The sequence below is a fragment of the Mesorhizobium sanjuanii genome, from assembly GCF_002529485.1.
Taxonomy (GTDB): Bacteria; Pseudomonadota; Alphaproteobacteria; order Rhizobiales; family Rhizobiaceae; genus Mesorhizobium; species Mesorhizobium sanjuanii.
On the sequence record NZ_NWQG01000153.1, the window covers coordinates 14,843 to 38,021 of the forward strand.

Below are 23,179 nucleotides of genomic sequence, written 5' to 3' on the forward strand. Positions count from 1 at the left end.
AAAATCAGATCTCCATTTTACCCCCGAACCGGCCATAGATTGCCGCCCGGCAACGGACCATTCACTTCCCACGGCCTGCCATCAACAATCGGTGACTGGAATGTTCCTCGTCCCTTTCTTCTCTCTAGGGTTGCATTCAACTCTCTATGGTTGTATTGATATCCAGACATTCCAAACCATGTGGGTTCCGTTGCCATGAGAAAAGTCGTCGTCAGCCTATTCGCTATCCTTGCAGGCACCAGCGTCGCCGTGGCCGACGACGCCGGCTGTGCTGCCTTCAAATGGCCGGTGACGCGCGAGGAGGCGCTGTTTGCGGCGGCGCCCGCTGCGCAGTCCGGCGCTGACCTTTCGGTCGGCGAGGCTGCAGATGTGGCATTGGCGCCGGTCGCCGCGATCAGCTTCAGCGCTCCGCCGGAACGTGCGCCGGCTGCCGGTACATTCGGCGCAACGGCAAACGTGGCCGTGCCCCCGGAGGGAGAGCTTCAGATCAGCCTGTCCGACGAGGCCTGGATCGATGTCGTTCAGGGCGGTAAAGCCGTTAAGTTGGCGGCTTTCAGTGGTATCAGGACCTGTCCGGGCATCCGCAAGAGCGTGCGCTTCAAGCTGCAGGCTGGTCCGGCCACCCTGCAGCTCAGTGGTGCGAAGAAGCCGAACCTCAAGGTCGCGGTGCTGGCGCCGGAGTAATCTTACCGAACCGGCGCCGTCAGCGCGAAATGCGCGCCCTGCGGATCCTGGCACTGCACGATCCAGCTGCCGCCGGGCACCTCCATCGGACCCATCAGGATCTTGCCGCCATTGTCGGTGACGCGCCTGGCCGCCGCATCTATGGCCGGGACGTTGAAGTAGAACATCCAGACCGGCACTGGAATCTGCTCCGGCTTGTTCATCATGCCGCCGCCGGATTCGGGCCCGGCCCCGAATGTCTGGTAGGTGCCCATCGGCCCCATATCCATCGAATCGCCTTTCTCCCAGCCGAACTGCCCGGCGTAGAAATCGAAGGCGGCCTTCCAGTCCGACGTGTAGAGTTCGTGCCAGCCGATATGGCCTGGCGTGGTGGCCGGCACCGTTGGCTGATCGGGGCCGCTCGGCTGCATCAACATGAAGGTCGCACCTTGCGGATCGGCGACGACGGCGAAGCGGCCGACGCCCGGAATGTCGTCGGGCTCGCGGTGGACCGTGCCGCCGGCCGCCTTCAGCGATTTCGTCGAAGCATCGACGTCTTTCGTGTGGATATAGCCGAGCCAGGCCGGCGGCATGCCCATCTTGGCGGCGTCCTCAGGCAACGTCATCAGCCCGCCGACGCCGCGCTCGCCGACATTCATGACGATGTAGCGCGGCATGCCCGGCGCGGCGTCGAAGGGCTGCGCTGTCCAGCCGACCACAGCTGTGTAGAAGGCCTCGGCTGCGTCGAGGTCGGTGGTCATCAACTCGTACCAGAAGAAAGGCATGGGGGACTCTGGCATTGTCGTGCTCCTCTCGTTTTCCAGTTTTGTGGGCGTGTCCAGCTGTGGATTGCGGTTCGATCCATCCTAGGACGATCCTTGCGACAGAAATCCGACATCTGGGCCAGAAATCGATGGCGGCAAGATGCCCCTCATTCGCAAATCTTGCGCATCTTGCGGTTTTCGACTTTGTTTACCGTCAACGGGGGTCGATCCATGCGCCTGATGTCGCTCACGCCGGAGCTTGTCGCACTGTGCCATCGCGAGGAGGCAGATCCCGGTCCTGATGGCAGCTGGACGCAACTGACCGACGAGGATTTCCAGACGCTTGCCTGGCGGCTGTCCGGCGAGGCGGACGAGGGACCGCTATGGGTGTTTGCCTATGGCTCGCTGATCTGGAAGCCGGCCTTCGAATCCGTCGAACAGCAGCGCGCCACCGCTTTCGGCTGGCACCGCTCCTTCTGTCTCGACATTGCGCGCTGGCGCGGCAGCGCCGCGCAGCCGGGCCTGATGATGGCGCTGGAGCGGGGCGGGCGATGCAACGGGGTGATCTACCGCTTGCCCGACGGCGAAAAACCGGCCCAGATCGAAAGGCTGCTGCGGCGCGAGATCGACGATCACGAGAGTGTCGCCTCGGTTCGCTGGATTCCGGTGCATACGGATCAGGGCGCGCTCAGGGCGCTGGGCTTCTGGGTCGGCGTGACCGGCAGAGGCACCTCGCTCAGGCAACCGCTGAAGACAGTGGCCCAAGTGCTGGCCAGGGCGTGCGGACATGTCGGGTCGGGTGCGGAATATCTCTACAACACGGTCAGCCACCTCGAAGCGTTCGGCATCCGCGATCGCAATCTGTGGCGGCTGCAACAACTGGTCGCGGACGAGATCAGGTCGATACATGGCGGCACCTCAGAGACCGGCACGTAGCATCGATAACATGAGTGATAATGTCATGTTGTTATCGAGCCATTTCAGCGGCTTGCCAGAAAATTGACCAATTGATAAAAAAATAAAACATGCTAGCCTTCCCAAAACGAAAACAAGGGGAAGAGGAATGGCGACAGGTCATTTCAAGGCAGGTATTGCCGGCGGCCGGCTTGCGCCCGAGCAATACGCCGACAATTTTTCCGATCTGCATCCGCCGCTCGATCATCACGAGGCGCTGGTCGAATCCGACCGCTGCTATTTCTGCTATGACGCGCCGTGCATGAATGCATGCCCGACCTCGATCGACATTCCGCTGTTCATCCGCCAGATCTCGACCGGCAATCCGATCGGCTCGGCCAAGACGATCTTCGACCAGAATATTCTGGGCGGCATGTGCGCCCGCGTCTGTCCGACCGAAACGCTGTGCGAGGAGGTCTGCGTGCGCGAGGTCGCCGAAGGCAAGCCGGTGCAGATCGGCCGCTTGCAGCGCTATGCCACCGATGTCGCGATGTCCGAGAACAAGCAGTTCTACCAGCGCGCCGAGCCGACCGGAAAGACGATCGCCGTGGTCGGTGCCGGGCCGGCGGGACTGGCAGCCGCCCACAGGCTCGCCCGCCACGGTCACGACGTGACGATACTGGAGGCGCGTCCGAAGGCCGGTGGCCTCAATGAATACGGTATCGCCGCCTACAAGAGCGTCGACAATTTCGCCCAGGCCGAAGTCGACTATGTCACCTCGATCGGCGGCATCGACATCCAGAACGGCAAGGCGCTTGGCCGTGACTACCAGCTGTCGGATCTGACCAGGAACTACGATGCGGTGTTTCTCGGCATGGGGCTTGGCGGCGTCAACGCGCTGCGCGCCGATGGCGAGGACGCCGCAGGCGTGACCAATGCGGTGGAGTTTATCGCGGAACTTCGACAGGCCGGCGACCTCTCGGGCCTGCCGGTCGGCCGCCGCGTCGTCGTCATCGGCGGCGGCATGACGGCAATCGACGCGGCGGTACAGTCGAAGCTGCTCGGCGCCGAGGAGGTGACGATCTGCTACCGGCGCGGCCAGGAGCACATGAACGCTTCCGAATTCGAGCAGGATCTGGCCGCCGCCAACGGCGTCACCATCCGCCACTGGCTGCAGCCGAAGCGGGTCATTGCCGAAGGCGGCAAGGTGTCGGCCATCGAGCTCGAATACACCGCGATGAAGGGCGAAAAGCTCGCCGGCACCGGTGAGCGGCTGACGCTCATCGCCGACCAGGTGTTCAAGGCGATCGGCCAGAGCTTTGCTCGTTCGGCTCTCAACGGCAGCGGTGCGGCGCTCGAACTGGAAGGCGGCCGCATCAAGGTCGACACTGAGGGCCGCACCTCGCTCGCCAATGTCTGGGCCGGCGGCGACTGCATCTTTGGCGGCGCCGACCTGACGGTGTCAGCCGTGGCGCAAGGCCGCGACGCGGCGGAGAGCATCAACCGGAGTCTGATGCGGGGATAAAGATCGTGGCCACGGTGGAACCGGGCATCGCCCGACACTATGAGATATCGGGGTTGGAGCAGCGCATTCTTGCGGCGCTCGCCGATACGGGCGTGGATGTTGCCCATCTTCGCGCCGGCGATCTCGAAGCGGTCGATGAATTCCACATCGGAGGCATCGCCGCCACCAGGGAACTTCTCGATCAGATAGGGCTGAAGCCTGGAGCCAGGCTTCTCGACATCGGATCGGGGGTAGGTGGCCCAGCCCGCTTTGTCGCGAATAATGCCGGCGCCGATATTACTGGCATTGATCTCACTCAAAGCTATGTCGATATCGCGACCAGCCTGTCGAAGCGAACCGGAATGGCCGACAGGACGCACTTCTTGCAAGGCAGCGCGCTGGATATGCCATTCGCGGATGCCAGCTTCGATGCGGCAATGATCCTGCATGTCGGCATGAACCTCCCCGACAAGGCGAAGCTGATGCGCGAGGCAGCCCGTGTGCTCAAGCCGGGCGGCGCCTTTGCCGTCTACGATGTGATGCGGCTCAAGGACGGTGCGCTGACCTATCCGCTGCCATGGGCATCCAACGAGTCCATGTCCTTCGTGGCCACTCCCGACGACTATCGCTCGGCTGCCACCGCCGCGGGCTTCTCCGTGACCGCGGAGCGACCGCGGGGCGCCTTTGCCGTCGAGTTCTTCGCCACGGTGCGCGCGCGGATGGCCGCCGCGCAAGCCGAGGGCAAGAAGCCGCCGCCCGGCGTCGGCCTAGTCATGGGCGAGGACGCCCACACCAAGATCGCCAATCTCACCGCCGCGCTTGAAGGCGGCATTCTCGCACCCGTCGAACTGCTTCTTCGTCTCGGTTGAAAGGGACTGTCATGGCTGACCTCAGAAACAATTTCGTCGGCATCAAATCGCCCAATCCGTTCTGGCTGGCCTCGGCGCCGCCGACCGACAAGGCCTACAATGTCATCCGCGCCTTCAGGGCGGGCTGGGGCGGTGTGGTGTGGAAGACGCTCGGCGAAGAAGGGCCGCCGGTGGTCAATGTCAACGGTCCGCGCTACGGCGCGATCTGGGGCGCCGACCGCCGCCTGCTCGGCCTCAACAACATCGAGCTGATCACCGACCGCGACCTGCAGGTCAATCTGCGCGAGATCAAGCAGGTCAAGAAGGATTGGCCGGATCGCGCCATCGTCGTCTCGCTGATGGTGCCCTGCGAGGAACACGCGTGGAAGGCGATCCTGCCTGTGGTCGAGGAGACCGGCGCCGACGGCATCGAGCTCAATTTCGGCTGCCCGCACGGCATGTCGGAACGCGGCATGGGTGCGGCGGTCGGCCAGGTGCCGGAATATATCGAAATGGTGGTGCGTTGGTGCAAGGCCAACACCCGTATGCCTGTCATCACCAAGCTGACGCCCAACATCACCGATATCCGCAAGCCGGCGCGGGCGGCTCATGCCGGCGGCACCGACGCGGTGTCGCTGATCAACACCATCAACTCGATCACCGGCGTCGATCTCGACAGTTTCGCGCCGCAGCCGACGATCGACGGCAAGGGCTCGCATGGCGGCTATTGCGGCCCGGCGGTGAAGCCGATCGCCATGAACATGGTGGCGGAGATCGCGCGCGATCCCGAAACGCACGGCCTGCCGATCTCGGGCATCGGCGGCATCACGACATGGCGCGACGCGGCCGAATTCATGGCGCTCGGCGCGGGCAACGTGCAGGTCTGCACGGCGGCGATGACCTATGGTTTCAAGATCGTGCAGGAGATGATCGCCGGCCTGGAAAACTGGATGGACGAGAAGGGCCACGCTACGCTCGACGACATCGTCGGCCGGGCCACGCCCAACGTCACCGACTGGCAGTATCTCAACCTCAATTACATCGCCAAGGCGCATATCGACCAGGAGGCCTGCATCAAATGCGGCCGCTGCCACATCGCCTGCGAGGACACCTCGCACCAGGCGATCACCAGCATGGTGGACGGCGTCCGGCATTTCGAGGTGATCGAGGCCGAATGCGTCGGCTGCAATCTCTGCGTCAATGTCTGCCCGGTGGAGAACTGCATCACCATGGAGCCGCTGGCGGCCGGCGTGATGGACCAGCGCACCGGCAAGCCGGTATCGCCGGTCTATGCCAACTGGACGACGCATCCGAACAACCCGATGGCCAAGGTGGCGGCGGAGTAGGGGCGGAGTCCTTCAACAAGAAAGCGGCGCCTTGGGGCGCCGTTTTTCATTTCCCTATTGCAGATAAAATTTATCCATGATAACAAGTATCCATGAATAGGAGATCGGCACCATGAAACTGGGCGAAGGCGTTGAAGCGGCCATCCATTGCGCGGCCACGCTGGCGAGCGTCGAGGGCAACAGCACCATGCCCGGCGCGGCCCTGGCCGAGGCGTTCGGCCTGTCGCCGAGCTATCTCCTGAAGCATCTCAACATGCTGAGCGCGGCGCGTATCCTGGAATCGGTGCCGGGTCCGGCGGGTGGCTACAGGTTGGCGCGGGCGGCGGAACGCATAACGCTCCTCGACATCGTGCTGGCCATCGAAGGGCGCGAACCGGCATTTCGCTGCGGCGAAATTCGCCGCAACGGTCCGGTCAAGATCGATGCCTCGGCCTATGTCAAACCCTGCGGCATCAATGCCGCAATGCTGAAGGCCGAGCGCGCCTATCGGGCAGCGCTTGCCGAAACCACGCTGTCCGACATCGTGGCGGATTACGCCGAAGAAGGCGATCCCCGATCGTTTGCCGCGAGTTGCGCCTTTGTGGCGCGCCATCAGCGGCCGCAGAAATCCAGTTCAACCAAGCCAGCATGAAAGGAAAGACGATGAAACAGCGGATGCAATTCTTCGCCAAGGCGCCGGAGATCATGAAGGCGGTGTCGGCGCTCAACAAGGCGGTCGACGAATGCGGGCTGGAGGCCAGCCTGCTGCATCTGATCAAGCTCAGGGCGTCGCAGATCAATGGCTGTTCATACTGCGTCGAGATGCACAGCCGCGAGGCCAGGCGCGACGGCGAAACCGAGCAGCGGCTCTATCTGGTTTCGGCCTGGAAGGAATCGCCGCTGTTTTCCGAACGCGAACGCGCTGCCTTCGCCTGGACCGAGGCGGTGACGAAGATCGCCGACAACGGTGTCTCGGACGAACTCTATGCCAGCACGCTCGAGCATTTCTCGGAAGAGGAACTGGTCAAGCTGTCGGTGGCGATCGGCATGATCAACACCTGGAATCGGCTCTGCGTCCCATTCCACGCCCTTCACCCGATGCCGGCTGCCAAGGCCGCCTGATCGACCGGCTGCGTACTGGAGCGCCGCCGAGAAGGCGGCGCTCCAGTTGTTTTGGAAGGGAGGTTTCCATGATTGAGGACACGGCCTCGGCCTTGATGTTTCTCGGCCGCCTGCTGCTCGGCGGCGCCTTTGTTTTCGCCGGCCTGCGTAACATCCAGAACGCAGCCTTTCTGACCCAACTCATGGCTATGCGCGGCGTGTCGCAGGCACGGCTCATGCTGTGGTTCGGCATCGCCCTGCAGGTCGTTGCCGGCGCAATGGTGATAGCCGGGTTCGGGATCGCGATCGCCTGTTCGGTGCTGGTGCTGTTCCTGATCGTCGCCACGCCGATGTTCCACAATTTCTGGGATCATCAAGGCCCGGATCGTGCGTCCCGTATCAACGGCTTTGTCGGCAATGTTGCACTTGGCGGTGGCTTTTTGTCGCTGATTGCGCAATCGCTTTAACCACTCACGCGGCAAAGCGCAGGCCGCCGTCACAGGTCAGCACCTGGCCGGTCATGAAGCCGTTGGAAACGAGGAATGCGATCGCGCTGGCGACGTCCTCGGCGCGGCCGATGCGGCCGACCGGGGTCTTGCCGGCATAGTCGGCGAAGATCGCCTGGCGCTGCTCCTCCGGCAAAAAATCCCACCACGGCGTGTCGATGACCCCGGGCGCCACGACGTTGACGCGCAACGGCTTCAGTTCCACTGCCAGGATCGGCGCCACGGTCAAGAGCATGCCGTTGACGGCGGCGATGCCGGCGACGCCCGGCGCCGACAATTGCGCCGACACCGCGGAGATGAAGGTGACCGAGCCGTTCTTGTCCAGTGTCGGCAATGCGGCTTGCAGGCAGGACAATTGCGGCCGGACCTTCTCGTCGACGCCGCCGCCGATGTCGGCCAGGTCAAGCGTTTCGAACGGGCCAAGGCCCTTGCCGCCGCTGGCGGCGAGCACTAGGTGATCGAAGGGGCCGAGATCGCCAAAGAAGCGGCGAACCTCTTCCGGCCTTGCGGCGTCGAAAGCAGCCATTTCGGCGGCGCCGCCAAGGCTGTGCGATGCGCTCTCGAGCTTCTCCGGGTTGCGGCCGGTGATGGTCACTTTCATGCCCGGGCCAAGCAGTTTGCGCGCCGTGGCAAGGCCGATGCCGGAAGAGCCGCCGACAATGACGGTATGTTCAATTTTCTTGCTCATGAATGCTTTTCCTTCGACGTGGCGGAGACGAGGCCGACGAGGTCGAGGCTTAGCGTCAGCAATTGCTGTCTTGCCTTGGCGTCATAGGCTTGCGCGTTGGCGCGTGATTCCCGCAAGCCGTCGAAATAGAGGCCGCTTCGCCCTTCGAGGTCAGGCGATACAGCGAGGTTGACGATGGCGTCCGCGCCGGTCTCGACCGAACTCCAAGGTGTGACGCCGGCCTGCCGGACCATGGTGGTGTTCATGTAGCTCGCCGGGTGCAGGGCGTTGACGGTGACGCCGGAGCCCTTCAGTTGCTCCGCCAGATCGATGGTGAACAGGATCTGCGCCAGCTTGCTCTGGCAATAGGCGCGCACGCCATCATAGGAGCGGGTCAGCATGACGTCGCCGAAATCGATCGCCTGCTGGCCGGCCGAGGCGACATTGACGATGCGCGAAGGTGCGCTCGCTGTGAGCAGCGGCAGAAGCTCCGATGTGAGCAAGAAGCCGGCAAGGTAGTTGACGGCGAAGCGCAGCTCATAGCCGTCAGCGCCGGCCTGCCGTTTGGCGCCAGCGGTGCCGATGCCGGCATTGTTGATGAGGATGTCGAGCCGGCTGGTTCTTGCGCGCACGGCCTCGGCGAGGCGGCGGACTTCGGCGAGCGACGCGAGATCGGCGACGATCAGCTCGGCGTTACCGCCAGCGGCTTCGATCGCGGCGACGGTTGCCTTGCCGCGCGCCGCATCGCGGCCATGCACCAGGACATGGGCGCCACTGGCGCCGAGCCTTTCGGCAACGACACGGCCGACGCCGTCCGTCGATCCGGTGATGAGGATAGTCTTGTCGTTCAGTTCCATGTTCAGAGCCTCCATTCTGCTGCTCCGGACGCAAGATGGAACGGTTCGCGCATCTCAAACAGTTCAAACTTTATCCTGGTATCGATACTGCTATAATGACGCGATGGATGCTTCTTCCGCCCAATCTCCCGAAGACAGCCGCCGGCGCGAGCTTGGCGCCTTCCTGCGCTCGCGGCGCGAAAGGCTGACACCGTCGGCGACAGGCATCGCCGCCGGCCAAAGGCGGCGCACGCCAGGGCTGCGGCGCGAGGAAGTGGCGATGATCGCCGGCGTCGGCACCACCTGGTACACCTGGCTGGAGCAGGGCAGGGACGTGCGCCCGTCCGTGGAGGTGCTGACGGCGCTCTGCGAGGCGCTGCGCCTCGACGCGGCCGAGAGCCGGCATCTGTTCATTCTCGCCGGCCGCCAGCAGCCGGAGCGGCGGCGCGTTGCGCCGGAAAAGGTCGACGGACCCTTGCTGCACATGCTGGAGAGCCTCGTCCTGCAGCCGGCCTATGTCGTCGGGCGGCGCTGGGACGTGCTGGCCTGGAACCCGGCGGCCGTAGCCATTTTCGGCGACTATGGCTTGCTGGAAGGTGACGCCCGCAACATCGTCCACATGGTTTTCACCAACCCTTCCCACCGCCGCCTGCTTGTCGATTGGGAACAACTGGCGCGCAGCGTGCTTGCCTCGTTCCGGGCCGAGAGCGCGAAATATGTCGGCGATCCGGATTTCGAACGGCTGATCGCGCTGATGATGCGCTCAAGCCCTGAATTCCGCGCCTGGTGGCCGCAACGCGATGTGGCGCGCAGATTGTCGGGTGTGAAGCATGTCCGGCATCCGAGCGCCGGCGCCATGGTGTTCGAGCATATGAGCCTTTCGATCGACGATGGCTCCGACATGAGGCTGATCGTCTACACGCCGCTCGGCGAGCAGAATTCGATCGCCAAGCTGCAGGGACTGCTCGACGCGCTTCCGGCCGAACGGCGCAGCGCGTGACTTCCGCCGAGAGCTAGCTCTTCGGCTTCAGCCCATCGATGAACAGTTGCTCGAGGAACCGCGCGGCGTCCTCGAAGCGGCCGTCGCCGCCGCGGTTCGGCCCGAGCACGGCGCGGACCTGGACATCGAAATCGGCATAGTGCTGCGTCGTTGCCCAGATCGAGAAGATCAGGTGCCATGGGTCGGTGCGGGCGATCTTGCCGGCCCGCATCCAGCCCTTGATGACGGCGGCCTTCTCATCGACCAGCGTCTTCAACTCGCCTTCCAGCAGCGGCATGATGCGCGGCGCGCCTTGCAGGATCTCGTTGGCGAACAACCGGCTCTCGCGCGGGAAGTCGCGCGCCATTTCAAGCTTGCGCCTGATGTAGCTGCGCAATTCGGTCAAGGGATCGCCGATGTCGTCGAGTTCCCTGAGCGGCGCCAGCCAGGTCGCAAGCAGCCGCTCCATCAGCGTTTCGTGGATGTCTTCCTTGCGGCGGAAATAGTAGAGCAGGTTCGGCTTCGACATGCCGGCGGCTTCGGCGATCTGGTCGATGGTGGAGCCGCGAAACCCGTTGGCGGAGAAGACTTCGAGCGCGGCTTCGAGGATAAGTTCGCGCTTTTCCTGCTGGATGCGGGTGCGGCGGGGCGCTGAGCCTTCCATGGCCGTCATCCTTGCGCAGTGCCGCGCCGAGGCCCATCTGGACCAATTCTCTGGACCAGTTTTTCTCCGCCCTGTGGAGCGCGCTTCCGATGCCGCATTTCCGCTAGTAGTCCCTTGACCGCCGACACGGCGGTGCTAACGTTTGTCCAATCGGTCAAAATTTGCGTAGCACGAAAACGCAGCGAAGACCAAGTGTCGGGAAGACCAAGCGTTAGCCGCACCGAAACAGGTTACAAGGGGAAGTCTTGGTCATGTCCAACCGGCTGAAAGTCACGCCGAACGATCTCAGCGCATTCTGGATGCCGTTCACGGCAAACCGGCAGTTCAAGCAGGCGCCTCGCATGATGGTGTCCGCCAAGGACATGCACTACACGACCAGCGACGGCCGCAAGGTGCTCGACGGCACCGCCGGGCTGTGGTGCGTCAATGCCGGCCATTGCCGGCCGAAGATCACCGAGGCGATCCAGCATCAGGCAGCTGAACTCGACTATGCGCCGGCCTTCCAGATGGGCCACCCGATCGTGTTCGAACTGGCCAACCGCCTGGTCGACATCGCGCCGAAGGGCATGGACCATGTGTTCTTCACCAATTCCGGTTCGGAATCGGTCGAAACGGCGCTCAAGATGGCGATCGCCTATCACCGCGTGAAGGGCGAGGGTTCGCGCACCCGCCTGATCGGCCGCGAGCGCGGCTATCACGGCGTCAATTTCGGCGGCATCTCGGTCGGCGGCATCGTCACCAACCGCAAGATGTTCGGCACGCTGCTGGGCGGCGTCGATCATATGCCGCACACCCATCTGCCGGAAAAGAACTCGTTCACCAAGGGCGTGCCCGAGCATGGCGCGGAGCTGGCCAACGAGCTGGAGCGCATCGTTGCCCTGCACGACGCCTCAACCATCGCCGCCGTCATCGTCGAGCCGGTGGCCGGTTCCACCGGCGTCATCCTGCCGCCGAAGGGTTATCTGCAAAAATTGCGCGAGATCTGCACCAAGCACGGCATCCTGTTGATCTTCGACGAGGTCATCACCGGTTTCGGCCGGCTCGGCGCGCCGTTCGCCGCCGACTATTTCGGCGTCACGCCCGATATCATGACGACGGCCAAGGGCGTCTCCAACGGCGTCATCCCGATGGGCGCGGTGTTCGTCAAGAAGGAGATCCACGACGCCTTCATGACCGGCCCCGAGCATATGATCGAGTTCTTCCACGGCTACACCTATTCGGGCAATCCGATCGCCTGTGCTGCCGCGCTCGGCACGCTCGACACCTACAAGGAAGAGGGGCTGCTGACCCGCGGCGAGGAACTGGCGCCTTACTGGGAAGACGCGCTGCATTCGCTGAAGGGCGAGCCGAACGTCATCGATATCAGGAACATCGGCCTGATCGGCGCGATCGAACTGGCGCCGATCGCCGGTCAGCCGACCAAGCGGGCCTTCTCGGCCTTCGTCAAGGCGTTCGAGCGCGGCGCGCTGATCCGCACCACCGGCGACATCATCGCGCTGTCGCCGCCGCTGATCATCACCAAGGGCCAGATCAACGAACTGATCGACCACGTGCGCGATGTGCTGAGGTCGATAGACTAGGAAGGGTATGAATGGCCTCTGCTAAGCGCGAAGCGGCATTGGAGAAGGAAAGGCAGTCTCTCGAGACGGCCTATTTCGATGCTTTGCTTGTTGCGCTTCGCGATTGCGCTGATGGTCGATGGGGTCTGTTCCGCCAGAACGAAGGAACCCTTCCGCCATATCTCGAAGATCGTCATTTGCCGGAAAGTGCAAGGCGGCTGGACGCAATAGGAGACGAGCTTGTTTCGGTTCGAGAAAAGATGGGTTTTACCGACCTCTTTGCTCCCATGCAGCGGCTGGTTGAACTGAGGGCGGAACAAGGGTCCAATCGGCCAGGAGAACCGCGCCTGGCACAGATGTTCCTCAATGAACTGAAAGCATAAGGACGATACATGGCCGCCCCCGGCGAGAATCTGCGAATCAATTCAGACCGTTTGTGGGATTCGATAATGGAGATGGCGAAGATTGGCCCCGGTATTGCCGGCGGCAACAATCGCCAGACCGTGACCGACGAAGACGGCGAGGGCCGTCATCTGTTCAAGCGCTGGTGCGAGGCGGCCGGGCTCGAAATGGGGCTTGACGAGATGGGCACGATGTTTGCCCGTCGCGAAGGCGCCGACCCCGACTTGCCGCCAGTCTATGTCGGCAGCCATCTCGACACCCAGCCCACCGGCGGCAAATATGACGGCGTGCTCGGCGTGCTCGGCGGCCTGGAGGTGGTGCGCTCGCTCAACGATCTCGGCATCAAGACGAAACACCCGATCGTCGTCACCAACTGGACGAACGAGGAGGGCGCGCGCTTTGCGCCGGCCATGATGGCCTCAGGCGTCTTCGCCGGCGTGCTCGACCAGGCCGACGTCTACGAGCATGTCGACAAGGACGGCAAGAAATTTGGCGAGGAGCTCGAACGCATCGGCTGGAAAGGCGCGGAGAAGGTTGGCGAGCGCAAGATCCATGCCTTCTTCGAATTGCATATCGAGCAAGGCCCGATCCTCGAGGACGAAGGCATCGACATCGGCGTCGTCACCCACGGCCAGGGGCTGAAATGGCTGCAGGTGACGCTGACCGGCAAGGAGGCGCATACCGGCTCGACGCCGATGCCCAAGCGCCGCAATGCCGGACTCGGCATGGCCCGCGTGATCGAACTGGTGCACGAGATCGCCATGGACTATCAGCCCGACGCCGTCGGCGCGGTTGGCCATATGGAGGTCTATCCCAATTCGCGCAACATTATCGCCGGCCGCACCGTCTTCACCATCGACATCCGCTCGCCGGAAAAGGAAGTGCTCGACGCGATGGATGGGCGCATCCGCGAAGGCATCGACACGATCTGCGAGGCGCTCGACATCAAATACAAGATCGAGCAGGTCGGTCATTTCGATCCGGTCACCTTCGACAAGGGCTGCGTCAAGGCTGTGCGGGATGCGGCGGAGCGGCTGGGTTATACGCACCGCAACATCGTCTCCGGCGCCGGCCACGATGCCTGCTGGATCAACCGCGTCGCTCCGACGGCGATGGTGATGTGCCCCTGCGTGGACGGTCTCAGCCACAATGAGGCCGAGGAAATCACCAAGGAATGGGCGGCGGCCGGCGCCGACGTGCTGTTCCATGCGGTCGTCGAGACGGCCGTCATCGTGGAGTGAATCTGTGGGCGTCCGGGAAGACGATCGACAGCGCAAGGCGTATGCAAAGGCCTGGGAGGCCGGGCTGCGGCCGGCGATGAAGGGAAAGGGGTGGCGCAAGTATTGGAGTTCTATTTCGAGGCGGGACGGACCATGGTTCATCTGCGCGGAATGTGTTCTCCTTTGGCCGACGCGTAGGCTACAGTTTCTTCTGCAAGCCAAGCCGATGACGCTAGATCCGCTGCTGTGGAAGATTATGGGGGCAAAGGGTAACGAGACACAACCTTTGTCATTCAGGAAGTGGGGAACTTTTACTTGTGAAGCGCCGACCTTTGCAGAGAAAATCGTTGAATGCGGAGATGCTGAACAGATGGCGATTGATTTCGTGCAATTTGCCACCTCCGAGAGGTCGTCAATCTTGAGCGAGCTGCCGTTGAAACCGTTCTCCACAGTGTTGGAAGCCGCGAAAGACAAGGATTCGGTCGGAATGCTTTCAACGACGAGGGTTCTGTCCCTCCTGGATGAGGAGAAATACGACGACGCAATATCATTTCTGACAGGTAATTTCGCGAAAGGTGTTTCCATCAATGTCGTCAGGCCTGATGCACAGGGGCGCATGAGATCGACCAGTTTCTTCGACCTGGCACACGACTATGCCCTGTCGCAAAAAGGGCGAGTTGTGGCGGCGACCGTCGGATGAAGCCTCGGCGCCGTACCCACCCAGAGACCGTGGCGAATTCCTTCGGGAAGTCGGCTTTCGATCCTGAACCGGTCTGATCAAGCAAGGCGCTCGCCAGAAGCGCGAGAGAACAAGGGAACAAGAAAATGACCAAAGTCATCCGAAACGGCACCATCGTCACCGCCGACCGTACCTGGAAGGCCGACGTGCTGATGCAGCACGGCAAGATCGTCGCCATCGGCTCGAACCTGCATGGCGACCATGAATTCGACGCCACCGGCTGCTATGTCATGCCGGGCGGCATCGATCCGCACACCCATCTCGAAATGCCGTTCATGGGCACCTATTCGGCCGACGATTTCGAGTCAGGCACTCGTGCGGCCTTGTCGGGCGGCACGACGATGGTGGTCGATTTCTGCCTGCCGTCGCCGCAGCAGTCGCTGCTCGAAGCCTTGCAGATGTGGGACAACAAGACGTCCAAGGCTGCCTGCGACTATTCCTTCCACATGGCGATCACCTGGTGGGGCAAGCAGGTGTTCGACGAGATGGCGACGGTGGTCGACAAGGGCATCACCTCGTTCAAGCACTTCATGGCCTACAAGGGCGCGTTGATGGTCGACGACGACGAGATGTATGCGTCGTTCCAGCGCTGCGCCGATCTCGGCGCGCTGCCGCTGGTCCATGCCGAGAATGGCGACGTGGTGGCAGCACTTTCGCAGAAGCTGCTGTCCGCCGGCAACAATGGCCCTGAAGGACACGCCTATTCGCGACCGCCGGAAGTCGAAGGCGAGGCGACCAACCGCGCCATCATGATCGCCGACATGGCCGGCGTGCCGCTCTATGTCGTGCATGTCTCGTGCGAGCAGAGCCACGAGGCCATCCGCCGGGCGCGGCAAAAGGGCATGCGGGTGTTCGGCGAGCCGCTGATCCAGCATTTGACGCTGGACGAGAGCGAATATTTCAACAAGGACTGGGACCATGCGGCGCGCCGCGTGATGAGCCCGCCCTTCCGTAACAAGCTGCACCAGGATTCGCTGTGGGCCGGCCTGCAGGCGGGATCGCTGCAAGTGGTGGCGACCGACCATTGCGCCTTTACCACCAAGCAGAAACGCAACGGCATCGGCGATTTCACCAAGATCCCGAACGGTACCGGCGGGCTCGAGGACCGGCTGCCAATGTTATGGACGACAGGCGTCAACACCGGCCGGCTGACGATGAACGAGTTCGTCGCGGTGACCTCGACCAACATTGCCAAGATCCTCAACATGTATCCGAAGAAGGGCGCTATCGTCGAAGGCGCGGACGCCGACATCGTCGTCTGGGACCCCAGCGCCAAGAAGAAGATCACGGCCAAAAAGCAGCAATCGGTGATCGACTACAACGTCTTCGAGGGTTTTGAGGTGACCGGCCTGCCGCGCTTCGTCTTCTCGCGTGGCGAACTGTCGATCGAGGAGTCGGACGTCAAGGCAAAGCCCGGCCATGGCGAGTTCGTCGGCCGCGAGCCGAACGCGGCGGTCAACCGGGCGCTGTCGACGTGGAAGGAGATTTCCGCGCCGCGCAAGGTGGAACGCACGGGCATGCCGGCGACCGGGGTTTGAGCTGCTTGGTTTTCGCTTCAGGCGACCAGGGCATCCAGTTCCGGCAGCAGGACGACGCTTTCCTGCTCGTTGGGGTCGGTGCGGGCGATGACCGCCGAAGAGGGGCTGTCGCTCAGATTGGCGGGCAGATGCGGGACGCCGGCCGGGATATAGAAGAGGTCGCCCGCCTTGACGACAATATGCTGTTCGAGCCGATCGCCGTACCAGGTATGGACCTCGCCGGAGAGCACGTAGATCGCCGTTTCGTGGTTTTCATGCAGATGCGCCTTGGCGCGGGCGCCGGGCGGCATGGTGAGAATGTGCATGCAGATGCCGGAAGAGCCGACCGTCTCAGTGGCGATGCCGGCGAAATAAGTCAGCCCCTGCTTGCCTTCATAAGTGCTTTCAGGACGGATAAGATGACAAGTGGGTCTGGGCGGCATCGGGGACACTCCGGGCGTCTAACTGATGGGACAAGGGCGAGCAGGACGGGGCGAGTGGAAAGCAACACAATCGCAAAATCAACAGGATTTCCGTCGCCACGGCAGCGCGACGGCAAGGCAGGCTACAGCCGATGACGGGAGCATCGCCAGCCGTCGTTTCGGCAAGCAAGCTTGGCCTCACCTTCAGCACCAATGATGGCCCGGTGCAGGCGCTGACAGATGTCGACCTGACCATCGGCAAGGGTGAGTTCGTCTCCTTCATCGGGCCCTCCGGCTGCGGCAAGACGACCTTGCTCAGGGTGATCGCCGACCTGGAAAAACCGACCTCGGGAACCATCTCCGTCAACGGCATGACGCCGGAGCAGGCGCGCGAAAAGCGCGCCTACGGCTACGTCTTCCAGGCGGCCGCCCTGTTCCCGTGGCGCACGATCGAGCGCAACGTGGCCCTGCCTCTCGAGGTCATCGGTCTCTCCAAGGCGGAGCAGGTCGAACGCATCAAGCGCACGCTCGACCTCGTCAATCTCTCGGGCTTCGAGAAGAAATATCCATGGCAGCTTTCGGGCGGCATGCAGCAGCGCGCTTCGATCGCGCGGGCGCTCGCCTTCGACGCCGATCTGCTGTTGATGGACGAGCCGTTCGGCGCGCTGGACGAGATCGTGCGCGACCATCTCAACAAGCAGCTTCTGGAACTGTGGGAGCGCACCAACAAGACCATCTGCTTCGTCACGCACTCGATTCCCGAGGCGGTTTATCTGTCGACCCGGATCGTGGTCATGTCGCCGCGGCCGGGCCGTGTCAGCGACGTCATCTCCTCAACCCTGCCGAAAGAGCGACCGCTCCATATCCGCGAAACGCCGGAGTTCCTGGCGATCGCGGCGCGCGTGCGCGACGGCCTTCACGCCGGGCACAGCTATGAGGATTGAGCGGGATGAGCTCCCTCCTCTCCCCAACGGGGAGAGGGTGGCCGGAGCGAAGCGGAGGTCGGGTGAGGGGGCGGCTAACCACGCCTTCGTCATCCTAGGGCGAAGCAAGCGCGAAGCAGCTTGCGCAGACCCTAGGATCCATGCCGTGACATCAATCGAAGAGCGCAAACGGTTCAGAATGACCGCCAGGCAGGGCGGTGCGGAGAGAGTCATGTTCCGCACCGTTGCGGAGCCGCGAGGTAACGGCATGGATCCTAGGGTCTGCGCCGCGTCGCTTCGCTCCTTGCTTCGCCCTAGGATGACGAGGAACGGGTATCGCCGCTCTCTCCCGCCGGGGAAAGAAGGGGAGCGTCGCTGATGGACTCCTTCCGCGACAAGATCGTTCCGGTGACCTCGATCCTCGTGGGAATTGTGGTGGTCTGGTATGTCTTTGCCGTCATCCTCAACGCGCCGTTCCAGCGTGATCTCGACCGCCGTGCCAACGTGACGCCGGGCGTTGTGGAATTCATGGGCAAGACGCTGGCGCAGCCGAAGCCGACGCTGCCGGCGCCGCATCAGGTGGCGGTGAATTTCTTCGAAAACACGTTCCTGCGCAGCGTCACCTCGAGCCGCAGCCTGGTCTACAATGCCTGGGTGACGCTTTCCTCGACGCTGCTCGGCTTCGCTTTCGGCACGGCGCTCGGCATCGTGATCGCCGTCGGTATCGTGCATGTGGCGACGCTCGACCGCAGCCTGATGCCGTGGATCATCGCCTCGCAGACCATTCCGATCCTGGCGGTGGCGCCGATGATCATCGTCGTGCTGGCGGCGATCGGCATCACCGGCCTGATCCCGAAGGCGCTGATCTCGACCTATCTCTCGTTCTTCCCTGTGGCTGTCGGCATGGTCAAGGGGTTGCGTTCGCCTGAGTTCACACATCTCGACCTGATGCACACCTACAATGCCAGCCGCGCGCAGACCTTCTGGAAATTGCGCGTGCCGGCTTCGGTGCCGTTCCTGTTCACCTCGATGAAGGTGGCGGTGGCGGCGAGCCTGGTTGGCGCCATTGTCGGCGAGTTGCCGACGGGTGCCGTGGCCGGCATCGGCGCCAAGCTGCTCGCCGGCGCCTATTACAGCCAGACCATCGACATCTGGTCGGCGCTGGTCGCCGGTTCGGTGGTAGCGGCGCTGCTGGTGATGGCTGTCGGCATCGCCGGGCGCCTCGTCGACCGCGCCATGGGCGGGAGGGCGGCATGAGTTCAGCTCTCAGCCTGTCGTCGGTCACGCCTCGTTCCTGGCAGGGGTTTGCCGCGCTTGCCCTTCTGGCCGTCGCCGTCCTTTTTTGGCCGATTGTCCATGCGACGCCCGGTTATGGTATCGCGGCCGCGGCCTTGATTTTCTTGTTGCTGCTCCTCGCAATCGCGGCCGACAATTTTCCGCCGGCGATCGGGGCGATACTCCTCTTCATCGGCGCGCATGGCGCGGCGTGGATACTGGTCGCCGGCATAACGGGCAATGAAGGGACAGCGCGCGCGCCCTTCTATCTGTTGCTCGCCGCCGCATGGCTGCTGGCCTGGCGTTGCGTAACGATCTTGTCCGCGCTTCGCCCGACCTCGCGTTGGGCAGCGACCGCTTTGCGCCTGATCATCCCGGCCATCTTCGGCGCTTGGATACTGATCATCTGGGAGGCGGTGACGCGCGGCGCCGGCATTCCCTTCATCCTGCTGCCGCCGCCCAGCGCCATCGGAGCGCGCATCGCCAATTCTCTGCCGATCCTGGCGGCCGATGTGCGCCAGACCATCTTCAAGGCGGTGATCTTCGGCTATGTCGTCGGCAGCGGCGCCGGTTTCCTCACCGCCATCCTTGCCGACCGCGTGCCGTTCTTCCGCCGTGGCCTGCTGCCGATCGGCAACATGGTGTCGGCGCTGCCGATCATCGGCGTGGCGCCGATCATGGTGATGTGGTTCGGCTTCGACTGGCAGTCCAAGGCAGCCGTCGTCATCATCATGACCTTCTTCCCGATGCTGGTGAACACCGTCGCCGGGTTGGCCGCGTCAGGTCACATGGAGCGCGACCTTATGCGCACCTATGCGTCGGGCTACTGGCAGACGCTGTTCAAGCTCCGGTTGCCGGCCGCCGCCCCCTTCATCTTCAACGCGCTGAAGATCAATTCGACGCTGGCGCTGATCGGCGCCATCGTCGCCGAGTTCTTCGGCACGCCTGTCGTTGGCATGGGATTCCGCATTTCGACGGAGGTCGGGCGGATGAACATCGACATGGTCTGGGCCGAAATCGCAGTTGCAGCACTTGCGGGTTCGGTCTTTTATGGCGTGGTCGCTCTTTTCGAGAGAGCCGTCACGTTTTGGCACCCCTCTGTCCGTGGTGGATAGGGCGGTGGGTTTAAGGGCACTAACTTCAGAGGGTAAAAACATGAAAAGACTTGTTATTCCTGTGCTGGCCGGCGCGATGTCGCTGGCCGCGTTCCAGGCAATGGCCGCCGACAAGGTGACGCTGCAATTGAAATGGGTCACGCAGGCCCAGTTCGCCGGCTACTATGTCGCCAAGGACAAGGGGTTCTATGACGAGGAAGGTCTCGACGTCGACATCAAGCCGGGCGGCCCCGACATCGCGCCGGAGCAGGTGATCGCCGGCGGCGGCGCCGACGTCATCGTCGACTGGATGGGCGGTGCGCTGGCGGCCCGCGAAAAGGGCGTGCCGCTGGTCAACATCGCCCAGCCGTTCAAAAAGGCCGGCATGGAGCTGGTCTGCCCGAAGGACGGCCCGATCAAGACCGAAGCCGACTTCAAGGGCCACACGCTCGGTGTCTGGTTCTTCGGCAACGAATATCCGTTCTACGCCTGGATGAACAAGCTCGGCCTCAAGACCGACGGCGGCCCGGACGGCGTGACCGTGCTGAAGCAGAGCTTCGACGTGCAGCCGCTGATCCAGAAGCAGGCGGATTGCATCTCGGTGATGACCTACAACGAGTACTGGCAGCTTATCGACGCCGGCTACAAGCCGGAGGAGCTGACCGTGTTCAACTATTCGGCGATGGGCAACGACCTGCTCGAGGACGGGCTTTATGCGTCCGAGGACAAGCTCAAGGACCCGGCCTTCGAGGACAAGATGGTGCGTTTCGTGCGCGCCTCGATGAAGGGCTGGAAATATGCCGTCGACAATTCCGATGAGGCGGCAGGCATCGTCATGGACAATGGCGGCCAGGACGAGAACCACCAGAAGCGCATGATGGGCGAAGTCGCCAAACTGATCGACAATGCCGATGGCAAGCTCGATCCGGCGACCTACGAACGCACCGCCAAGGCGCTGCTCGACCAGAAGATCATCACCAAGGAGCCAAGCGGCGCCTACACGACCGCGATCACCGACAAGGCCATTAAATAAATAGGGCGATCAAATAGCACCAACCGGCTTTGGGGGGCAGCAATTCGAAAAGGGGCGGGCGACCGCCCCTTTTTGCTGGGACGTAAAATAGGCGTTACCCCAGGGAAACATCCGTTTCGCGCCGGCGTTATGGCAGTAGTATCCACCTTGGCGGATGCTACCGGACAATGGAGATTTCCATGCGCATGCAATCCTTTTCGCCGATGCTCTCGGCGTTGGCCGTCTCGGCTTCCATCCTGTGTGCTTCACCGGCCCGGGCCGACATGGTGAAGATGAAGGCGACGCTCGATGGCGCTCAGCAGAGCCCGCCTGTCACCACGAAGGGCGAGGGCACGGCCGCGCTCGTCTTCGACACCGACACCAAGCGGCTTAGCTGGGCGGTAAAATATGCCGGCCTCAGCGGGCCGGCCACCGCCGAACATATTCACGGCCCGGCGGCAAAGGGTGAAAATGCCGGCGTCGTCATCCCGTTCAACGGGGCTCCGAAAAGCCCGTTCAAGGGTGCGGCGGAACTGACGGAAGCGCAGGCTGCCGACCTGATGGCCGGCAAATACTACATCAACATCCACACTGCCGCTCATAAGGATGGCGAGATCCGCGGGCAGATCGAGAAGGCCGAGCAGTAACAAACAGGGCAACCGTCCTGTTTGTCAGGTTTTGTCGCGAATCTGGGTCATCGTGCGGGTCGGTGTGATGGCCTCGGGATCGAGCCTGATCTCGACGATCGACGGCTTGCCGCTGGCGCGCGCGCGTTCGAAGGCGGGCGCGAAATCGGCTGTTTTGTCGACCGTCTCGCCATGGCCGCCATAGGCGCGGGCCAAGGCGGCAAAGTCAGGGTTTTTGAGATCTGTCGCGACGACGCGGCCGGGATATTCCCGTTCCTGATGCATGCGGATGGTGCCGTAAATGCCGTTGTTGACGACGATGACGACGATCGGGAGATTGTATTGCACGGCGGTGGCGAATTCCTGCCCGTTCATCAGGAAGCAGCCATCGCCGGCAAAGGCGATCACGTCGCGATCCGGGAACAAGTCCTTGGCCGCGACCGCCGCCGGCGTGCCATAGCCCATCGAGCCGGAGGTCGGGGCCGCCTGCGTGGCAAAGCGGCGAGAACGGTGGAAGCGGTGAACCCAGGTGGCATAATTGCCGGCGCCATTGGTGAGGATCGCGTCGTCGGGCAGCACCGTTTCGAGATAGTTCATGATCGGCCCCATCTGTACCGGACCCGGGCCGGTTTCCGGCGGCGTCGACCAGTCGAGATAGGCGGCGTGGAGGCGCGTGGTTTCGTCGGTCCAGTTCGGCGTTGCTGGCCCTGTCCTCCTGGCGAAGGCCCGCACGAAGGCGGAAGGCGAGGCGTTGATCGCCAGCGTTGGCCGGTAGACGCGGCCGAGCTCGCCGGCGTCGGCATGGACATGGACCAGCGTCTGGTCGGGATAGGGGCTCTTCAGCAGCGTGTAGTCGGAGGACGGCATTTCGCCCATGCGGCCGCCGATCAGCAGCACCAGATCGGCCTGCTTGATGGCCTCGGCCAGCTTCGGGTTGATGCCGATGCCGACATCGCCGGCATAGTTTGGGTGGAGATGATCGAACAGCATCTGTCGGCGGAAGGAGCAGCCGACCGGCAGCGACCAGGCCTCGGCGATGCGCTGCATTTCCTGCACGGCATTAGCATCCCAACGCGTGCCGCCCAGGATCACGAACGGCCGTTTCGCGGCGTTGAGCAGCGCTTCGAGCCGGTCGAGTTCGGCTTCACCGGGAGAGGTTTCGACGCGCGTGTAGTGCTGGGCGGCGGGCGTTTCGGCCAGGCTGGTCAGCATGTCTTCGGGCAGCGAGACCACCACCGGGCCGGGCCGGCCTGAGGTCGCCACCGCGAAGGCGCGGGTGACGAATTCGGGAATGCGCGAGGCATCGTCGATTTCGACCACCCATTTGGCGATGCCGCCGAAGAACTTGACGTAATCCACTTCCTGGAAAGCCTCGCGCTGCTTGGCGTGGCTGGCGACCTGGCCGATGAACAGGATGACGGGAACCGAATCCTGCATGGCGATGTGGATGCCGGCCGAGGCGTTGGTAGCGCCGGGGCCACGGGTGACGAAGCAGATGCCGGGCCTACCGGTCAGGCGGCCGTGGCAGTCGGCCATCATCGCCGCACCGCCTTCCTGGCGGCAGACGATCGTGCGGATCGGCGAATCGTGCAGCGCGTCGAGCACCGCCAGATAAGATTCTCCGGGTACGCAATAGATG

At 63.1% G+C, this 23,179-nt stretch carries 25 protein-coding genes; 19 read left to right on the plus strand and 6 right to left on the minus strand.

Going from position 1 to position 23,179, the window contains the following annotated elements:
• The first annotated feature begins 249 nt into the window (after positions 1–249).
• On the plus strand, positions 250–684 hold the full coding sequence (locus CN311_RS21400; RefSeq protein ID WP_245440903.1) for a hypothetical protein: 435 nt from the start codon (positions 250–252) through the stop codon (positions 682–684).
• Positions 685–686: 2 nt separating this feature from the next.
• Here CN311_RS21400 and CN311_RS21405 read toward each other — a convergent pair whose 3' ends face one another.
• On the minus strand, positions 687–1,463 hold the full coding sequence (locus CN311_RS21405; protein WP_097575697.1) for a VOC family protein: 777 nt from the start codon (positions 1,461–1,463) through the stop codon (positions 687–689).
• 195 nt (positions 1,464–1,658) lie between these two features.
• Here CN311_RS21405 and CN311_RS21410 point away from each other — a divergent pair, with 195 nt between their 5' ends.
• The 7 genes from CN311_RS21410 (at position 1,659) to CN311_RS21440 (ending at position 7,566) form a co-directional block, all read left to right on the plus strand.
• Positions 1,659–2,363: a gamma-glutamylcyclotransferase gene (locus CN311_RS21410; protein ID WP_097575698.1), complete on the plus strand. Its 705-nt coding sequence runs from the start codon at positions 1,659–1,661 to the stop codon at positions 2,361–2,363.
• 127 nt (positions 2,364–2,490) lie between these two features.
• Positions 2,491–3,846, plus strand: a complete 1,356-nt coding sequence (locus tag CN311_RS21415; protein ID WP_097575699.1) for an NAD(P)-dependent oxidoreductase — start codon at positions 2,491–2,493, stop codon at positions 3,844–3,846.
• 5 nt (positions 3,847–3,851) lie between these two features.
• Positions 3,852–4,694 (plus strand): class I SAM-dependent methyltransferase, encoded by an 843-nt coding sequence (locus CN311_RS21420; RefSeq protein ID WP_097575700.1) that lies wholly within the window; start codon positions 3,852–3,854, stop codon positions 4,692–4,694.
• A gap of 11 nt (positions 4,695–4,705) precedes the next feature.
• Positions 4,706–6,019, plus strand: a complete 1,314-nt coding sequence (gene preA / locus CN311_RS21425) for an NAD-dependent dihydropyrimidine dehydrogenase subunit PreA (RefSeq protein WP_097575714.1) — start codon at positions 4,706–4,708, stop codon at positions 6,017–6,019.
• A gap of 112 nt (positions 6,020–6,131) precedes the next feature.
• On the plus strand, positions 6,132–6,650 hold the full coding sequence (locus tag CN311_RS21430) for an RrF2 family transcriptional regulator (protein ID WP_097575701.1): 519 nt from the start codon (positions 6,132–6,134) through the stop codon (positions 6,648–6,650).
• An 11-nt stretch (positions 6,651–6,661) separates the two neighbouring features.
• On the plus strand, positions 6,662–7,120 hold the full coding sequence (locus tag CN311_RS21435; protein ID WP_097575715.1) for a carboxymuconolactone decarboxylase family protein: 459 nt from the start codon (positions 6,662–6,664) through the stop codon (positions 7,118–7,120).
• A 68-nt stretch (positions 7,121–7,188) separates the two neighbouring features.
• On the plus strand, positions 7,189–7,566 hold the full coding sequence (locus CN311_RS21440) for a DoxX family protein (RefSeq protein WP_097575702.1): 378 nt from the start codon (positions 7,189–7,191) through the stop codon (positions 7,564–7,566).
• A gap of 4 nt (positions 7,567–7,570) precedes the next feature.
• Here CN311_RS21440 and CN311_RS21445 read toward each other — a convergent pair whose 3' ends face one another.
• A complete protein-coding gene (locus CN311_RS21445; RefSeq protein ID WP_097575703.1) occupies positions 7,571–8,293 on the minus strand; it encodes an SDR family oxidoreductase in 723 nt (240 codons plus the stop codon).
• Positions 8,290–9,129, minus strand: coding sequence for an SDR family NAD(P)-dependent oxidoreductase (locus tag CN311_RS21450; protein ID WP_097575716.1), 840 nt, complete (start codon positions 9,127–9,129; stop codon positions 8,290–8,292). The genes CN311_RS21445 and CN311_RS21450 overlap by 4 nt, the downstream gene beginning before the upstream one ends.
• A gap of 103 nt (positions 9,130–9,232) precedes the next feature.
• Between CN311_RS21450 and CN311_RS21455 the strand changes: the two genes are divergently transcribed.
• Positions 9,233–10,108: a helix-turn-helix transcriptional regulator gene (locus tag CN311_RS21455; protein ID WP_097575704.1), complete on the plus strand. Its 876-nt coding sequence runs from the start codon at positions 9,233–9,235 to the stop codon at positions 10,106–10,108.
• 13 nt (positions 10,109–10,121) lie between these two features.
• Here CN311_RS21455 and CN311_RS21460 read toward each other — a convergent pair whose 3' ends face one another.
• Positions 10,122–10,751, minus strand: a complete 630-nt coding sequence (locus CN311_RS21460; RefSeq protein WP_097575717.1) for a TetR family transcriptional regulator C-terminal domain-containing protein — start codon at positions 10,749–10,751, stop codon at positions 10,122–10,124.
• 251 nt (positions 10,752–11,002) lie between these two features.
• Between CN311_RS21460 and aptA the strand changes: the two genes are divergently transcribed.
• The 5 genes from aptA to hydA all read left to right on the plus strand — a co-directional run bounded on the left by aptA (position 11,003) and on the right by hydA (position 16,209).
• The gene (gene aptA / locus CN311_RS21465; RefSeq protein ID WP_097575705.1) at positions 11,003–12,331 is read left to right on the plus strand and encodes an omega-aminotransferase AptA; all 1,329 of its coding nucleotides are present in this window, start codon (positions 11,003–11,005) and stop codon (positions 12,329–12,331) included.
• A gap of 11 nt (positions 12,332–12,342) precedes the next feature.
• Positions 12,343–12,693, plus strand: a complete 351-nt coding sequence (locus CN311_RS32300) for a hypothetical protein (RefSeq protein WP_133117231.1) — start codon at positions 12,343–12,345, stop codon at positions 12,691–12,693.
• A 9-nt stretch (positions 12,694–12,702) separates the two neighbouring features.
• On the plus strand, positions 12,703–13,953 hold the full coding sequence (locus tag CN311_RS21475) for a Zn-dependent hydrolase (protein ID WP_097575707.1): 1,251 nt from the start codon (positions 12,703–12,705) through the stop codon (positions 13,951–13,953).
• Positions 13,954–13,957: 4 nt separating this feature from the next.
• The gene (locus CN311_RS21480; RefSeq protein WP_097575708.1) at positions 13,958–14,632 is read left to right on the plus strand and encodes a hypothetical protein; all 675 of its coding nucleotides are present in this window, start codon (positions 13,958–13,960) and stop codon (positions 14,630–14,632) included.
• Positions 14,633–14,757: 125 nt separating this feature from the next.
• Entirely contained in the window at positions 14,758–16,209 is a 1,452-nt protein-coding gene (hydA, locus tag CN311_RS21485; RefSeq protein WP_097575709.1) for a dihydropyrimidinase, read from the plus strand.
• Between the two features lie 17 nt (positions 16,210–16,226).
• On the opposite strand, the gene CN311_RS21490 is transcribed toward hydA, so the two are convergent.
• Positions 16,227–16,631 (minus strand): cupin domain-containing protein, encoded by a 405-nt coding sequence (locus CN311_RS21490; RefSeq protein WP_097575710.1) that lies wholly within the window; start codon positions 16,629–16,631, stop codon positions 16,227–16,229.
• 131 nt (positions 16,632–16,762) lie between these two features.
• Between CN311_RS21490 and CN311_RS21495 the strand changes: the two genes are divergently transcribed.
• The 5 genes from CN311_RS21495 (at position 16,763) to CN311_RS21520 (ending at position 21,561) form a co-directional block, all read left to right on the plus strand.
• Positions 16,763–17,554, plus strand: a complete 792-nt coding sequence (locus CN311_RS21495; protein WP_097575711.1) for an ABC transporter ATP-binding protein — start codon at positions 16,763–16,765, stop codon at positions 17,552–17,554.
• Between the two features lie 357 nt (positions 17,555–17,911).
• Entirely contained in the window at positions 17,912–18,790 is an 879-nt protein-coding gene (locus tag CN311_RS21505) for an ABC transporter permease (protein ID WP_097575712.1), read from the plus strand.
• Complete coding sequence (locus CN311_RS21510) at positions 18,787–19,923, plus strand: ABC transporter permease (RefSeq protein ID WP_165779792.1); 1,137 nt, start codon at positions 18,787–18,789, stop codon at positions 19,921–19,923. Before CN311_RS21505 ends, CN311_RS21510 begins: the two co-directional genes overlap by 4 nt.
• A gap of 40 nt (positions 19,924–19,963) precedes the next feature.
• Entirely contained in the window at positions 19,964–20,935 is a 972-nt protein-coding gene (locus CN311_RS21515) for an ABC transporter substrate-binding protein (protein WP_097575713.1), read from the plus strand.
• Between the two features lie 179 nt (positions 20,936–21,114).
• Positions 21,115–21,561: a CHRD domain-containing protein gene (locus tag CN311_RS21520; protein WP_097575719.1), complete on the plus strand. Its 447-nt coding sequence runs from the start codon at positions 21,115–21,117 to the stop codon at positions 21,559–21,561.
• Positions 21,562–21,585: 24 nt separating this feature from the next.
• Here the strand turns inward: CN311_RS21520 and CN311_RS21525 are convergent, their stop codons facing one another.
• A complete protein-coding gene (locus CN311_RS21525) occupies positions 21,586–23,178 on the minus strand; it encodes a thiamine pyrophosphate-binding protein (RefSeq protein ID WP_245440904.1) in 1,593 nt (530 codons plus the stop codon).
• Position 23,179 lies beyond the last annotated feature (1 nt).

Excerpts from the sequence above, each read along its gene's own strand:
- CN311_RS21405 (WP_097575697.1), bottom strand. The coding sequence starts at position 1,463 with ATGCCAGAGTCCCCCATGCCTTTCTTCTGGTACGAGTTGATGACCACC.
- CN311_RS21410 (WP_097575698.1), top strand. The coding sequence starts at position 1,659 with ATGCGCCTGATGTCGCTCACGCCGGAGCTTGTCGCACTGTGCCATCGC.
- CN311_RS21415 (WP_097575699.1), top strand. The coding sequence starts at position 2,491 with ATGGCGACAGGTCATTTCAAGGCAGGTATTGCCGGCGGCCGGCTTGCG.
- preA (WP_097575714.1), top strand. The coding sequence starts at position 4,706 with ATGGCTGACCTCAGAAACAATTTCGTCGGCATCAAATCGCCCAATCCG.
- CN311_RS21430 (WP_097575701.1), top strand. The coding sequence starts at position 6,132 with ATGAAACTGGGCGAAGGCGTTGAAGCGGCCATCCATTGCGCGGCCACG.
- CN311_RS21435 (WP_097575715.1), top strand. The coding sequence starts at position 6,662 with ATGAAACAGCGGATGCAATTCTTCGCCAAGGCGCCGGAGATCATGAAG.
- CN311_RS21440 (WP_097575702.1), top strand. The coding sequence starts at position 7,189 with ATGATTGAGGACACGGCCTCGGCCTTGATGTTTCTCGGCCGCCTGCTG.
- CN311_RS21445 (WP_097575703.1), bottom strand. The coding sequence starts at position 8,293 with ATGAGCAAGAAAATTGAACATACCGTCATTGTCGGCGGCTCTTCCGGC.
- CN311_RS21450 (WP_097575716.1), bottom strand. The coding sequence starts at position 9,129 with ATGGAACTGAACGACAAGACTATCCTCATCACCGGATCGACGGACGGC.
- CN311_RS21455 (WP_097575704.1), top strand. The coding sequence starts at position 9,233 with ATGGATGCTTCTTCCGCCCAATCTCCCGAAGACAGCCGCCGGCGCGAG.
- CN311_RS21460 (WP_097575717.1), bottom strand. The coding sequence starts at position 10,751 with ATGGAAGGCTCAGCGCCCCGCCGCACCCGCATCCAGCAGGAAAAGCGC.
- aptA (WP_097575705.1), top strand. The coding sequence starts at position 11,003 with ATGTCCAACCGGCTGAAAGTCACGCCGAACGATCTCAGCGCATTCTGG.
- CN311_RS32300 (WP_133117231.1), top strand. The coding sequence starts at position 12,343 with ATGGCCTCTGCTAAGCGCGAAGCGGCATTGGAGAAGGAAAGGCAGTCT.
- CN311_RS21475 (WP_097575707.1), top strand. The coding sequence starts at position 12,703 with ATGGCCGCCCCCGGCGAGAATCTGCGAATCAATTCAGACCGTTTGTGG.
- hydA (WP_097575709.1), top strand. The coding sequence starts at position 14,758 with ATGACCAAAGTCATCCGAAACGGCACCATCGTCACCGCCGACCGTACC.
- CN311_RS21490 (WP_097575710.1), bottom strand. The coding sequence starts at position 16,631 with ATGCCGCCCAGACCCACTTGTCATCTTATCCGTCCTGAAAGCACTTAT.
- CN311_RS21495 (WP_097575711.1), top strand. The coding sequence starts at position 16,763 with ATGACGGGAGCATCGCCAGCCGTCGTTTCGGCAAGCAAGCTTGGCCTC.
- CN311_RS21505 (WP_097575712.1), top strand. The coding sequence starts at position 17,912 with ATGGACTCCTTCCGCGACAAGATCGTTCCGGTGACCTCGATCCTCGTG.
- CN311_RS21510 (WP_165779792.1), top strand. The coding sequence starts at position 18,787 with ATGAGTTCAGCTCTCAGCCTGTCGTCGGTCACGCCTCGTTCCTGGCAG.
- CN311_RS21515 (WP_097575713.1), top strand. The coding sequence starts at position 19,964 with ATGAAAAGACTTGTTATTCCTGTGCTGGCCGGCGCGATGTCGCTGGCC.
- CN311_RS21520 (WP_097575719.1), top strand. The coding sequence starts at position 21,115 with ATGCGCATGCAATCCTTTTCGCCGATGCTCTCGGCGTTGGCCGTCTCG.